Origin of the sequence: Pedobacter sp. BG31 (assembly GCF_042464845.1) — a bacterium.
GTDB lineage: Bacteria > Bacteroidota > Bacteroidia > Sphingobacteriales > Sphingobacteriaceae > Pedobacter > Pedobacter suwonensis.
The window spans coordinates 234,306-247,437 of record NZ_JBHNZK010000006.1; the positions used below are offsets into that span (position 1 = coordinate 234,306).

The window sequence follows — 13,132 nt, forward strand, 5'->3', positions numbered from 1 at the left end:
CGCAAGCACTTAAATTACCGATATTCTTTTCTGGTCTTAGCGTCTCGCTAAGACCTTTTTTATTAAAATGGGTCTTTCTGAGGAAAATTTATGATGTAGAGATCAACCAGCGACAGGTTTTTTACATCATATTTTTTCCGTGGTGTCTGCTGTTACCAGCTGACACTGATAAAACCTTTTCATTTGTAAATAAGCCATGAAGCAAGCACTTAAATTACCAATATTCTTTTCTGGTCTTAGCGTCTCGCTAAGACCTTTTTTATTAAAATGTGGCTTTCTGAGGGAAATTTATGATGTAGAAATCTATCTAAGTGACTGGTTTTTTACATCATATTTTTTCCGTGGTGTCTGCTATTACCAGCTGACACTGATAAAACCTTTTCATTTGTAAATAAGCCATGACGCAAGCACTTAAATTACCAATATTCGCATTTAAGTGTGATATTTAGGCATGAAACAAATCATCCTGACCGCTGGCATGCTATTGTCTATTATTTTTCAAAAAACCATGGCCCAAAATAAAACCGAAAACACCCCCGCTATTTTAAATCACATCGCTGTTTATGTGTCAGATCTGGGCAAAGCCACTACTTTTTACCAAAGTGTATTTAACCTTAAAATAATTCCTGAACCTTTTAAAGATAATCGGCATACCTGGTTTACCTTAGGGCCTGCCGGACAGCTTCATCTGATACAGGGCGCAAAAGGCAATGAAACTTTCGACAAAAACGGACACTTATGTTTCAGCGTTCCATCAATTGATGATTTTATAGCAAAACTAAACGCCAAAAACATCAGCTTTGAAGATTGGGCCGGAAAAGAAAAAGGCATTACGCTTCGCGTTGATGGTGTAAAACAGATTTATTTCAAAGATCCGGATGGCCACTGGCTGGAGGTAAATGACGACAAATAATTTCCTGAAATACTTCAGAACTTTTTCTACTATACGATCTATGTTCATCTTACCCTGCAAGCTTATGAAATATAAATACTTTTATTTACTACTACTAATCGTTGGGTTAAGCTCAGCAGTTCAGGCACAGCAGGAAAAAGCTGAAGCAGATTTTAAATCGGTAATGGAAAAATATAATGCAGTTGGGGCTTCAGTAGCTGTGGTAAAAAATGGCCGGATAATTTATAACCACTCTTTCGGTTTAAAGGATCTGGAGCATCAGATCCCATTAAACAACCAGGATATTTTCAGGATTGCATCCATTTCCAAATCTTTTTCGGCAACTGCCATCATGCAGCTGGTAGAGGCAGGTAAAATTTCGCTCGATGATGATTTTGGAGATCTGGTGGGTTTTAAAGTCAGGAACCCAAAATTTCCCGATCAGAAAATTACCTTAAAAATGGCATTATCACATACTTCCGGTTTAAACGATTCGCAGGGATATTTAAATTTCGATGTGATCAATCCTGATAAAAATCCAGACTGGGCCAAATGTTATAATGATTATGCCCCTGGAAGCAAATTTGATTATTGTAACCTTAACTTTAATATGATTGGTGCTGTTATCGAAAAAATATCTGGTGAACGTTTTGATAACTATATAAAACAACATATCATAAAGCCGTTGGATCTTTATGCAGGGTATTGTGTTGATTCGTTAGATAGTACACGTTTTGTAAAACTGTATGAATACCATCCTGATAGTAAAAGTTATACACTGTCATCAAATGCTTATGCGCCGAGGCGAACCGAGATTGCCAATTATGTAATGGGCTACACTACACCTATTTTTTCGCCAACCGGCGGAATGAAAATTTCTGCTCATGATTTGGCCAGATATATGATCATGCACATGAACTACGGAACATCAGATGGCGTGAAAATAATAAACAGAAAAAGTGCGAAAATAATGCAAACGGCGCTAAGTGCTGATGAGGGCTATGGTTTGGCCATCAGGACTGCAGATGATTTGATACCGGGAGTTAAGCTAAAAGGGCATACCGGCTCAGCCTATGGTTTACACAGTACAATGTTTTTTAATCCTAAACATAAATTTGGATTTGTGATCATTACTAATGGAATAAATGCGACTTATACAGACGGATTACCCGACTTTAGCCGTGCCGCTATAAACAGCCTGTACCAATCGTTCTTTAATTACCTAAAGTAAGTTAGACAATCCATTTTTATGAAAAAATACCGATAACGTTCTGATGCCGGCATTTGGATGGCTTAAGTTATTACCTTTAATTTTCCGGTTTAAAACACCTTTAACGGGTGGAAGATCAATCAGGTGCGCATATTCGGTAATGGTTTGCTTAACCGCTACCATATTTTTGCTTTCATTGTTGTTATTCATATATCGGTTATTGATTTACAAAACGCTGATAGGTACTTCCGGATTTAATTTTTTCCATCATGAAATGTTCCTTCAGTTTTGAAAATTCCATGCTGTGTAATGCTTTTACGGCTGATTTAAGCTTTTCAGTACTGATGCCTAATCTTGCGGCCCAGTAATTGCGATCCTGCTCATCTGCGATTTCGATAAATTCTTTCCTGGCATTCATCGAATTAACTTGATATTCCATGTCTATAAATTTTGGTTAGTAATCATTTTGTTTAAACAGGCAAAATTCCATTTGGTTTTAAAGTTTTGTCAGTAAATTCTCAGAAATATGGTATAATAACAGGTTCTGTTTAAATTATAGGTCAAACCACGATTTTTTCTAATAAAAAGTCAGATTTTAATGCATCATTACCCGTGTAGTAATTTTTTTGCATTTAACCCGCATCACTTTCATTCATAAAAACATTAGGTTTTGTCGATTTTCGTTTTTATAATTGTATTGTAATATATTTTTTACAAATGCTAAATTATTTTCTAGCCAGCAATCAAAGTTTGCCTTCAGGTCGTAAGTTCTATCAAGACAATCGTTTTGTGTTGTTTATCTGGGTGCTGATTACCCTTGTTTTTGTAATAGATTCCTGGATAACACACCGTTACAATAATTATCTGATTTTCGAAAATACATTCAGAAACCTACTGCATGAGCGTTCACTCTATGCAAATTATCCGGCTTACCATGATGATTCCAATCACTATGGCCCTGTTTTTAGTGTGTTGATTGCTCCATTTGCCATTTTTCATAATTGGATAGGATTATTGTTATGGAACCTGTTTAATTGCTTCTTCCTTTTTAAGGCCGTGCAAACCTTGCCCTTAACCGAAGATCAAAAAATAGCTGTAGGTTATATCGCTATTCCCTGTTTAATAGAGTCGATGCTCAATCAGCAGTTTAATGCCGGTGCGGGGGCATTAATGGTATTAAGTTATACCCTGCTCAATAAAGATAAAGGAATATGGTCTGCACTTTGCATTATACTGGGTACCTTTATTAAATTGTACGGCATTGTGGGGCTGGTTTTTTTCTTTTTTTCTAAAAATAAGCTCTCTTTTGTGTTGTGGTTGCTTTTATGGTCGGTGGTTGTATTTTTGTTACCAATGCTTATCGCTTCACCAGGTTATGTGCTGCACAGTTATGTAGATTGGAAAAACTCTTTAATGAGTAAAAATATGGTAAACGTACTGGGAGGGGGGATTGATATTTCCATTATGGGTTTCTTCAGAGCACTTTTTAATGAAAAGAATATACCGAACTTTCTATTTCTGAGCTTCGGTGCATTATTATTCAGTTTGCCTTTTATAAACCTGTCGCGTTTCAAAAAAAGCCGCTTCCAGTTAATGATCCTGTCATCGGTTCTGATTTTTCCGGTATTGTTTAGCACAGGTGCAGAAGACTGCACTTTTATCATTCCCATTATCGGGGTAGGTGTATGGTATGTGAAAGAAAAGAATGAGGTGATGAAAAGGATACTACTACCCATTTTATTGTTAATTACCTGTAATTTCCCGCTGTTGTTATTCCCGGTATTCGCAAAATCGCATCCGTTATCACTGGCAATCATCAGCTTTCCTTATTTTCTGGTTTGGTTGAGGATTATTTACAGTGCGACCTATAATAGTTTCTGGTATGCAGAAGAAACAAAACCTGAAATGGTTACTGCGTTAGCAGATTAAATTTTAAATGTTTGTTTTTTTTAGGTTTTAACAGCTGTTTGCACAAACGGAGGTTAAAACCTTTTTTGTTATGGGGCTGTTTTATAATCATCTAATCAAGAACAGTTATGGATGATAAACAAAAAACAGGTAACCCTGATCGCGCAAGGATCAATGTTAATGAAGGTTATGAGCTGGATTATTGGTCTAACAAATTTGGTGTGAGCAAAGATAAACTCAAGGCCGCCGTAGAAACAGTGGGTACCGCTGCCAGTGCAGTTGAAGATTATTTGAAAAAGTAAAACATTAATTCTATGAGTCTGAAAAAGTATGTTTCCAAACGCGATTTCTCCAAAACTACCGAACCGAAATCGGGTAAAAGCAGCGATCGGAATAAATTACATTTCGTCATTCAAAAACACGACGCGTCGAGGTTGCATTACGATTTCAGACTCGAAATGGAGGGCGTTTTAAAGAGCTGGGCGGTACCAAAGGGGCCTTCAACCGATCCTAAAATTAAACGCCTGGCCATGATGGTAGAAGATCACCCTTATGATTATAAAGATTTTGAGGGGATTATACCAAAGGGCGAATATGGCGGCGGAACCGTTATTGTATGGGATGAAGGTACTTATGAGCCGATAGAAGCCATTAAAGGCAAAAAAGCACAGGAAAAACATTTGCTGGGCCAGTTAAATGATGGTTCTTTAAAAATCAGGCTGAATGGAGAAAAACTTCAAGGCGAATTTGCACTTGTTAAAACAAATGGCATGGGCGAAAATGGCTGGCTATTGATCAAACATAAAGACGACTACGCTTCAACGAAAGATATTACCAAAGAAGATAAATCTGTGCTGTCTGGTAAAACAATCGAAAAGATGGAAAAAACATCAGATAAAGTTTGGAAAGCCGGAAAAGAGCAGGATTTGAAAACGGAAAAAAAAATCCCGAAACCAAAGGTAAAGAAAGAAACCAAATCCGTTGGTGATGAAGTTACCGTAGATGTTAAAAGCATTCTGAAAAAGGCGCCGAAAACTGCTATCCCTACGGGCATAAAGCCCATGCTGGCCACCCTTGTTAACGAACCGTTTGATGACCCCGACTGGCAATACGAGGTAAAATGGGATGGTTACCGTGCCATGGCCTTTCTTAACAAAGGCAAGGTTGACCTGTTATCCAGAAATAATAAATCCTTTAACGAAAAATTTTATCCCATTTACGATCTGCTTTCAGACTGGAAACTGAACGCAGTTCTTGACGGCGAAATTTTGGTGTTAAATGATAAGGGCATATCTAATTTTGGTTCACTGCAGAACTGGAGAAGCGAGGCAGATGGCGAACTCGTTTTTTATGTGTTTGATATCCTGTGGTATGAAGGCAAGAACCTGATGGAACTGCCACTTTATCAGCGCCAGGCCATATTAAATGAGGTTTTACCCACAAACGATGACCGGATACGTTTAGGAAAAGTTTTTAAAGCAAGCGGCGTTGATTTTTTTGATGCGGCCGAAAGGATGGGCCTGGAGGGGATCATCGCAAAAAAAACAGACAGCACCTATAGCACAAATTACAGGTCTAAAGAGTGGCTTAAAATTAAGGTACATAAAAGGCAGGAAGTGGTTATTGCAGGTTTTACAAAAAATGCCGATACCAGCAAATCTTTCAGTTCTTTGCTACTGGGCGTTTACGAACAGGGAAAACTGCAGTATGTAGGCAAAGTGGGGACTGGATTTTCAGACAAGCTTCAAAAATCCATGATGGAGCAGTTTAAGCCGATTATTGTGGATAAGAGTCCTTTCGAAAGTATTCCTGATGTAAATAAACCCTCGCGTTTCAGGCCCAATCCGCCAAAGGCAAAAGCCACCTGGTTAAAACCCGAACTGGTGTGCGAAGTTGCTTTTGCTGAAGTTACAGATGATGGGGTTTTCCGTCATCCTTCCTTTCAGGGCATGCGCGAAGATAAAAAAGCCAAAGATGTGGTCAGGGAGGTAGAAATGCCAACCGAAAAAGTAGTGGAAGATGCAGAGACCCAAAACCCACATGCAAAAGCAATTAAAGCACCCGAAGGCAAAGTACCAAAGACCTTGTTAAACCCAAAGGATGAAACCCAGGTAAGGAAAATTAAAGGGCATGAACTTAAATTTACCAACCTGAGTAAAATATACTGGCCCGAAGATAAGGTGACGAAAAGAGATATGTTTAATTATTATTACCAGGTTGCTGAATATATTTTGCCTTATCTGAAAGACCGTCCGCAGTCGCTTAACCGTTTCCCTGGGGGCATACATGGAAAAAGTTTTTACCAGAAAGATGTAAAGGGGAAAGCACCTGATTGGGCCAAAACCTTCCCTTATGAAAATGGCGACGGTGAAAAAAAGGAATATCTGGTTGGAACAGATGAAGCTTCTTTGCTTTGGATGGCCAGTTTAGGCTGTATAGAAATGAATCCCTGGTTTAGCAGGATACAAAGCCCCGATCATCCCGATTATTGCGTAATTGATTTAGATCCCGATAAACAATCTTTCGATCAGGTAGTGGAAACCGCGTTGGAAACCAAAAAGGTACTGGCCGCGATTGATGTACCCAGTTATTGCAAAACATCAGGCTCAACCGGGATACATATTTATATTCCGTTAAATGCAAAATACAGTTACGATCAAAGCCAGATGTTTGCCAAAATAGTGGTGAACCTGGTACACCAGCAAATACCCGAATATACTTCCCTGGAGCGGATGATCAGTGCCAGAAAAGGCAAAATGTATCTCGATTTTTTACAGAACAGGCCAGGGGCAACCATTGCCGGGCCTTATTCTTTACGTCCGAAAATTGGTGCAACGGTATCAATGCCATTACATTGGGATGAAGTTAAGCCAGGTTTGAAAATGAAAGATTTTAATATTTTTAACGCCATTGATCGACTAAAGGTTGAAGGAGACCTTTTTAAAGGCGTTTTAGGCAAAGGAATAGATTTGATCAAGGCGGTAGAGAAAGCTAAAAGTGTTTTTGGATAAGCGTAGCTTCTTTAATGCTTTCCTTTATATTTGGTGAAAAATTTAAAGATGATCGCACACCACGTTTTATTCTGGCTAAAAGCCGATACCACCGATGAGCAGAAAGTTGCTTTTCGCAACAGCTTACAAACATTGGAAAATATTGAAGTAGTAAAAACTTTTCATGTCGGTGTACCGGCACCCATTGAGCGTGCTGTTGTAGATACCACTTACACCTTCAGCCTGCTTATATTATTTGAAGACCTGGCAGCACATGATGTTTACCAGGTTCATCCATTGCATAAAGCTTTCCTGGATGAGTTCAGGATCTACTTTGAGAAGGTTGTAATTTACGACGCAGCATAGACCCCCCGTCGGGGCTGTACCATAGGTTAGATATAAAACTAATCTGTCGGGTTTACCGCTCAAGGCAAGTAACCGAAGTGCCGTTAAAATATTAAAACGGCACTTTCATAAATTAATGGCGATGATTTATGGATGTTATGGCTTTTTCACCCTCAGGGCAACATATCAATAAGATCTGTATCGTATTTGCCTACTGCAATTTAATCGCCAGGCTTTAAAATGTGTTCCAAAAACTCAAAAAAAGCCAGGTTTTTTCTAACCCATGTTCTGAATAATATGAGAAGTATAAAATCCAGTTATCCTATTTTTTTAACCGGCCTGATTTTTACCATATGCTGTGGTTTCATGCCGGATAAGCAAGATTATCCCCGTTTAGGTATCGTATCTGGTTTAGCACAGGATAGTTTAGCTTATGCTTCAGGTTTTAAAATGATCGGCGAATCAGTTCCGAAAATGCTTTCGCCTCAGTTAACTGATGAGCAGTTCAATGCTAATCTCGAAAAAATCAAGGCAGCGAAATGTAAAGTGTTAAGCTGTAATCTTTTCTTTCCATCAAATATCAAAATTGCCGGACCTGATGTAGATGAAACGAAAGTTTTAAGATATACCGAAACGGTGCTTTCAAGAGCCGGGCGGGCAGGGGTTAAGTTTATTGTTTTAGGAAGCTCGGGCGCCAGGAGTATTCCTGCTGATTACAATATGGCGAAGGCAAAAACAGATTTTATTGGTTTATGTAAAAAGCTGGCCCAAATTGCAGGCAGATATGAGGTTACAATCTTATTAGAAAACCTGGAAACTACCGAAACAAACTTCATTACCTCATTAAAATCGGCAGCTGAGGTGGTAAGGAAAGTTAACCACCCAAATTTCAGATTAAATGCTGATATATTTCATATGATGCGCGAGGGCGAGGCTCCTGATGAAATTATCAAGGCCGGTAAATGGATTGGATTTGCAGAAGTTGCTGAAAAAGAAAAAAGGTCGCTGCCTGGTGTAATGGGCGATGATTTTAAACCTTATTTAAGGGCTTTGCACCATATAAAATATAAAGGATTTATTTTTATTGAAGGCAACATCAAAAATGCAGCTGCTGAAATACCACTTGCCTTTACATATCTTTCAGCACAGATTGCAGCCGTATATACAGCGCCTAAACCTTGATGATTGAACCAGATTTTTTCTTTCAGCTGCCTGATGTACATACGGTGCAATGCAGATTAAACAACTCAAGGAAGCCAGCGCCTGGACTGTGTTAAAGTTTAAAACCCTAATGTTGAACCAGATTTTTGTAAAGCAGCTTCACCAGAAGAATGAAAGCTCCAGTTACCAGGCTATTTAGCATCGATAGTTAGTTTTCCTTGCCAGTTTGATATGGCACTTAATTGTATTTAAGAAACTCTTAAATAATTAAACGGTGATAGCCTGTTCAGCTTTCATAAGTTTAGGGGCCATGTTTAGTGCTGATAAAGAAATACTGATGTTTACCTGATAAAAACCTTCTTCATCAATTCCGGCAGTGATTTCGGCATCCTGATGGTAGGCATAGTTTAAACGGTTACGGATATTATCCATACCGGAGCCAAAGCCTACTTTACTTTTTACCAACCTGGGTAAATTACGGCTTTCGATGTGTAGTTTACCCTCAATAGTATAAACAGCTATACTGGCCTTATTTTCTACATCGCTTAGGTTTCCATGTTTAAACATATTTTCCAGAATGGTGAGCAAAACCAGTGGAATCAGCTTAATTTCATCAAGATCAGGTCCGCTGGCCATTTCAATATAAATTGCTCCCTGTGTAATATGATGCAAACCAATCAGGTTTTCGCATTGTGAAATTTCTTCACTTAAATATACAAAACCTTCATTATGTTGAGTATTGGCAGCAAAACGCATCATATCAGAAAGGTAGAGCATTACTTTCGCATCCTCCGGAGAGTAGGTGCTCAGCTTTTGGTGTACAAATTCAAACGTGTTAAAAAGCAAATGCGGGTTAATCTGTGCTTTCATAAATGCGTTTTTAGACATGGCCAATTCCTTTTCCATTTTCTCTTTTTCAAGAAGCATCTGAAAACGCTGTTTCTCGATCCGGGATTTTTCGGTTTTTTCTTTAATAAACCGTTTTAAGAAATAATAACCTGTAGAAAAAAGAAGAAAAAATGACCCTCTATAAAGTACCTTGCTTATTCTAACCTTAAGACTCGGCAGTTCTCCGGGCAAAATATTGGTGTAGGTATTTAGCAAAATGTCTACGCCGGTAACTGTGCCTAAATAAATCAAAATGGTTGACACCACAACTACCGGAACTTTCCATAATGCACCATTAGGAAATGTGGTTGCTTTATCCAGCAGTAGGGCATAGGTATAAAATAAAGTGATATTAAGGGTATAGTGAATAGCATAGTTACCAAATGTACCTAACTGGCCAAGAAAGTAAATCACCATCACAGTCTCCCAAAAGATAAATGCTGTCCAAACAATGATGTGTATACGATAAGTATGCAGCCATTTTTGCAGCATAGTCACGCTCCGTTTTAATCTATTCATAAAGGCATATCTACTATTTGTGTAACAACTAAAGTTATAGGGTGTACCCGCCGCTAGTTTTCGAAAAAAAACAATTATGAAAACTCAAAAACTAGCTAAAAGAACACTTTTTGTATTTAAAAAAAAACTGTGCAGAAACATCAATAAACCAACATCCAGTTCTGAACCCACTACTACAACGTTTACTACGCTTACTGGTCTAAATTAAAATCAATAAACGTTTTCATCAGTAGCCGTCATTTCTTGCGGCTGCTGATAATTAACCTTTCGGAAATAAAACTTTTAAATTCATGGTGATAAATGTCTCCAACGGTAAAGCTAATGTGGTTGTTCATGGTAATCCGATTGCCGTCTATATGCAAAATTTTATCAATAGCCACAATATAACCCCGGTGTAACTGTATAAAACCTTTTTTAATGCTAAGCTGTTCGCGAACATCTTTTAAGCTTAAGTAAGCAATAATTACTTTAGTTACGGTATGTAGTTTAATGTAATTGTGAAAGCTTTCAAAAGCAATAATATCCTCATATTTCACCATTACCGCACGGTGTTCTTCTTCCTTATTTTTAACCAAAAAATAGTCTTCATTTGCTCCGCCCGTCATTTCATGCCCAAAAAGCCTGGTAATGGTTGTTGCAAATTTAGCATAGCTATATGGTTTTAGCAAATAAGCATCTCCTGCAGCCTCAAAAGCATCAAAAGCATATTGCTGATGAGAAGTGGTAAAGATGAGTTTTCTGGTTCTGAAGCGTATGGCTTTGGCCAGTTCGAGGCCTGAAATCTGGGGCATTTCCACATCCATAAAAATAACATCAACTGTTTCTGAGCTGGCTAACTCTCTTAAAGCAGTAATGGGATCTGTAAATTGCTGCACTAGCCGCATGTTTGGTGTATCTTCTATATATTTTTGTAGCCCTGCTAAGGAACTGTACTGGTCATCTATGGCTATGCACTTAATCATCTTCAAAATATCTGGTTCTCTTATAACGAAATTACGCCTTTTTGTAACGAAAAACGTACTATCTGTACGCAATAATTTAAAGTTTCTCCCTTGTTTATTAATTTAACTAAAATATTTGTCAATTAAGTTCGATTGATGCGGGCAACAGCCATAATCCATAAAATACGCTACAATAAGGGCGTTTACAGCATCTAATTGATTTGCTATCAATATAATAAGTTTAATCAACTTAAGAGCGCCTGCTCATCTGTTTTGTTACCAGAATATACAAACTCCTACAGTGCTGTAACGGGTAATGTCTGATTCAGTTTTTTTGTTTTTTGCATCAGATCCTCTTGTGGTATTGCGGGTTGTGTTGGCTAAGCGTCATAAGTATTCATTTAAGGCAGACTTGGTTTTATTAAGGATATTTTTGCAATACAGATTTATCTTTTTTAGTTTATGGCTGATCACTTATTGAAAAATATACCTTATTCCGTTCTCGATCTTGCAACCGTTTTAGATGGTTCTACTCCTTCAGATACTTTTAAAACCAGTTTAGATTTAGCAAAACAGTCTGAAGCTTTGGGCTATACACGTTACTGGTTTGCCGAACACCATAATATGGCCGGCGTGGCCAGTTCGGCCCCGGTGGTATTGATTGGTTATATTGCGGGTAATACCACCCGCATACGGGTAGGCTCCGGAGGCATTATGCTGCCTAACCACGCGCCTTTAATAGTGGCCGAACAATTTGGAACACTGGCTTCGCTATATCCTCACCGCATTGACCTCGGTTTGGGCAGGGCGCCTGGCACCGATCAGGTTACGGCAATGGCCATCCGTGGCGAAAATTTTAATGCCGTTCATAGTTTCCCCAGGGATATTGAAAAATTACAGCAATTCTTTTCTGCCGGCAATAACCGGGCGGGGGTAAGGGCCATACCTGGCGAAGGATTGGATATTCCGATATGGATTTTGGGTTCAAGTACCGATAGTGCCCGTTTGGCAGCAGAAAAAGGACTTCCGTATGCTTTTGCCAGCCATTTTGCCCCAACGTATTTCGAACAGGCCGTTTCCATTTACAAGAATAATTTTAAACCGTCACCGTTTTTGAGCGAGCCTTATGTAATGGCTTGTGTAAATGTGGTTGCTGCAGATACCGATGAGGAGGCAGAACGTTTATCGAGTTCGGTAAAGAGGATGTTTCTTGGTGTAATTACCGGTAAAAGAGAAATGCTCAAACCAGCGGTTGATGATATCAATATGTATTGGGACCGTATGGAAAAGGAAGCGGTTGAGCAGATGTTATACTACTCTTTTATTGGCAGCGCCAAAACCATTCAGGAAAATTTAACAGCTTTTGTAGCAAAGTATGGTGTAAACGAGATCATGAGTACCTCGCATATTTACGATCATCAGGCAAAGTTGCGTTCGAATGAAATTTTTGCAGGTTTGTTTAAAGGTTAAGGTAATATTTGAAACGATGAGGGGAACCCCTGGCTGATTTAGGAGGGGTGGGGGTGGTTATGAAACAGAATTTATTCTGCTCGCCTTTTGTTGGCTTGTCTCATTGTTTTTCCGTCATCCTTGAGTGCAAGATTTTTTAATGCCTTTATCGCGAAAAATCCGTCATCTCGACCGCAGTGGAGAGATCTTTTAAGATCGCTCAAACATTTCTCCTTTTCATTGCGTTCCAGTCGGAATCAAGACCGGTTATTAACAAGAAAATCTGCGAGGCCGGGTGGCAGGGCGCATACAGCATGGAGTATAAACATTATCCATGGATCAATTACTTTGAAACTCTGAGGGGAACTCCCCTCCTGATTCAGGAGGGGTGGGGGTGGTTATTAATGGAATCCTCTTCTAGTCCGTTCCACTAGTTGGGCTTGCCTCGGTTAGCCACCGAAGGGCTTTTACTTTTTTCAGTGGTTGTTTATGTTTTTATCTGTCTTTAATCTTGCTTCGCAGGTTTCTTGATGAAAAAGTAACAAACCTGAGCGCAGCGAAAGCATGCCTGCCCTAAAAAACAACAACAGAAAAGGCATAACTGAAAGGCTTGCATCGTTTTTTATCAGATCATGTTGTTTTTATCGGTATAAAAGATTGCTACGCAATTCCTTGTAAAAAGCTACGGAAATCTTGATGGCGGCAGCATCGAGGCTCTTAGCCCTGGCTTTGTTCCACTACCGATGTAAAATCGGTACGGCTACACCGTCGCTTTGATCCTGCCTTGGGCTGTGAGGTATGAGGGGAACTGCACAGATTTCCGTGCTTT

General features: G+C 39.0%; 12 protein-coding genes. 8 read left to right on the forward strand and 4 right to left on the reverse strand.

Going from position 1 to position 13,132, the window contains the following annotated elements; all coding sequences use genetic code 11:
- Window positions 1-451: 451 nt before the first annotated feature.
- Both ACFE6N_RS10300 and ACFE6N_RS10305 read left to right on the forward strand, forming a co-directional pair.
- Window positions 452-913 (forward strand): VOC family protein, encoded by a 462-nt coding sequence (locus ACFE6N_RS10300; protein ID WP_378936153.1) that lies wholly within the window; start codon window positions 452-454, stop codon window positions 911-913.
- A gap of 64 nt (window positions 914-977) precedes the next feature.
- A complete protein-coding gene (locus ACFE6N_RS10305) occupies window positions 978-2,123 on the forward strand; it encodes a serine hydrolase domain-containing protein (RefSeq protein ID WP_378936155.1) in 1,146 nt (381 codons plus the stop codon).
- On the opposite strand, the gene ACFE6N_RS10310 is transcribed toward ACFE6N_RS10305, so the two are convergent.
- A complete protein-coding gene (locus ACFE6N_RS10310; protein WP_378936157.1) occupies window positions 2,115-2,312 on the reverse strand; it encodes a hypothetical protein in 198 nt (65 codons plus the stop codon). The genes ACFE6N_RS10305 and ACFE6N_RS10310 overlap by 9 nt on opposite strands.
- Window positions 2,313-2,319: 7 nt before the next feature.
- Window positions 2,320-2,541, reverse strand: a complete 222-nt coding sequence (locus tag ACFE6N_RS10315; protein WP_090986855.1) for a DUF1877 family protein — start codon at window positions 2,539-2,541, stop codon at window positions 2,320-2,322.
- A 278-nt stretch (window positions 2,542-2,819) separates the two neighbouring features.
- On the opposite strand from ACFE6N_RS10315, the gene ACFE6N_RS10320 reads away from it, so the two are divergent.
- The 5 genes from ACFE6N_RS10320 to ACFE6N_RS10340 all read left to right on the forward strand — a co-directional run bounded on the left by ACFE6N_RS10320 (window position 2,820) and on the right by ACFE6N_RS10340 (window position 8,527).
- Window positions 2,820-4,031: a glycosyltransferase family 87 protein gene (locus ACFE6N_RS10320; protein WP_378936159.1), complete on the forward strand. Its 1,212-nt coding sequence runs from the start codon at window positions 2,820-2,822 to the stop codon at window positions 4,029-4,031.
- 107 nt (window positions 4,032-4,138) lie between these two features.
- Window positions 4,139-4,312 (forward strand): DUF3606 domain-containing protein, encoded by a 174-nt coding sequence (locus ACFE6N_RS10325; protein WP_090986851.1) that lies wholly within the window; start codon window positions 4,139-4,141, stop codon window positions 4,310-4,312.
- A 12-nt stretch (window positions 4,313-4,324) separates the two neighbouring features.
- Entirely contained in the window at window positions 4,325-7,021 is a 2,697-nt protein-coding gene (gene ligD, locus ACFE6N_RS10330; RefSeq protein WP_378936161.1) for a DNA ligase D, read from the forward strand.
- A gap of 48 nt (window positions 7,022-7,069) precedes the next feature.
- Window positions 7,070-7,366, forward strand: coding sequence for a Dabb family protein (locus ACFE6N_RS10335; RefSeq protein ID WP_378936163.1), 297 nt, complete (start codon window positions 7,070-7,072; stop codon window positions 7,364-7,366).
- Window positions 7,367-7,642: 276 nt separating this feature from the next.
- Window positions 7,643-8,527 (forward strand): sugar phosphate isomerase/epimerase family protein, encoded by an 885-nt coding sequence (locus ACFE6N_RS10340; RefSeq protein ID WP_378936165.1) that lies wholly within the window; start codon window positions 7,643-7,645, stop codon window positions 8,525-8,527.
- Window positions 8,528-8,773: 246 nt separating this feature from the next.
- Here the strand turns inward: ACFE6N_RS10340 and ACFE6N_RS10345 are convergent, their stop codons facing one another.
- Both ACFE6N_RS10345 and ACFE6N_RS10350 read right to left on the reverse strand, forming a co-directional pair.
- On the reverse strand, window positions 8,774-9,913 hold the full coding sequence (locus ACFE6N_RS10345; protein WP_378936167.1) for a sensor histidine kinase: 1,140 nt from the start codon (window positions 9,911-9,913) through the stop codon (window positions 8,774-8,776).
- Window positions 9,914-10,149: 236 nt separating this feature from the next.
- Window positions 10,150-10,875 carry a LytR/AlgR family response regulator transcription factor gene (locus ACFE6N_RS10350; RefSeq protein WP_378936169.1) on the reverse strand — a complete coding sequence of 242 codons (726 nt, stop codon included), beginning with the start codon at window positions 10,873-10,875 and terminating at the stop codon, window positions 10,150-10,152.
- Window positions 10,876-11,316: 441 nt separating this feature from the next.
- On the opposite strand from ACFE6N_RS10350, the gene ACFE6N_RS10355 reads away from it, so the two are divergent.
- The gene (locus tag ACFE6N_RS10355; protein ID WP_378936171.1) at window positions 11,317-12,324 is read left to right on the forward strand and encodes an LLM class flavin-dependent oxidoreductase; all 1,008 of its coding nucleotides are present in this window, start codon (window positions 11,317-11,319) and stop codon (window positions 12,322-12,324) included.
- Window positions 12,325-13,132 lie beyond the last annotated feature (808 nt).

Excerpts from the sequence above, each read along its gene's own strand:
- ACFE6N_RS10300 (WP_378936153.1), top strand. The coding sequence starts at position 452 with ATGAAACAAATCATCCTGACCGCTGGCATGCTATTGTCTATTATTTTT.
- ACFE6N_RS10305 (WP_378936155.1), top strand. The coding sequence starts at position 978 with ATGAAATATAAATACTTTTATTTACTACTACTAATCGTTGGGTTAAGC.
- ACFE6N_RS10310 (WP_378936157.1), bottom strand. The coding sequence starts at position 2,312 with ATGAATAACAACAATGAAAGCAAAAATATGGTAGCGGTTAAGCAAACC.
- ACFE6N_RS10315 (WP_090986855.1), bottom strand. The coding sequence starts at position 2,541 with ATGGAATATCAAGTTAATTCGATGAATGCCAGGAAAGAATTTATCGAA.
- ACFE6N_RS10320 (WP_378936159.1), top strand. The coding sequence starts at position 2,820 with ATGCTAAATTATTTTCTAGCCAGCAATCAAAGTTTGCCTTCAGGTCGT.
- ACFE6N_RS10325 (WP_090986851.1), top strand. The coding sequence starts at position 4,139 with ATGGATGATAAACAAAAAACAGGTAACCCTGATCGCGCAAGGATCAAT.
- ligD (WP_378936161.1), top strand. The coding sequence starts at position 4,325 with ATGAGTCTGAAAAAGTATGTTTCCAAACGCGATTTCTCCAAAACTACC.
- ACFE6N_RS10335 (WP_378936163.1), top strand. The coding sequence starts at position 7,070 with ATGATCGCACACCACGTTTTATTCTGGCTAAAAGCCGATACCACCGAT.
- ACFE6N_RS10340 (WP_378936165.1), top strand. The coding sequence starts at position 7,643 with ATGAGAAGTATAAAATCCAGTTATCCTATTTTTTTAACCGGCCTGATT.
- ACFE6N_RS10345 (WP_378936167.1), bottom strand. The coding sequence starts at position 9,913 with ATGAATAGATTAAAACGGAGCGTGACTATGCTGCAAAAATGGCTGCAT.
- ACFE6N_RS10350 (WP_378936169.1), bottom strand. The coding sequence starts at position 10,875 with ATGATTAAGTGCATAGCCATAGATGACCAGTACAGTTCCTTAGCAGGG.
- ACFE6N_RS10355 (WP_378936171.1), top strand. The coding sequence starts at position 11,317 with ATGGCTGATCACTTATTGAAAAATATACCTTATTCCGTTCTCGATCTT.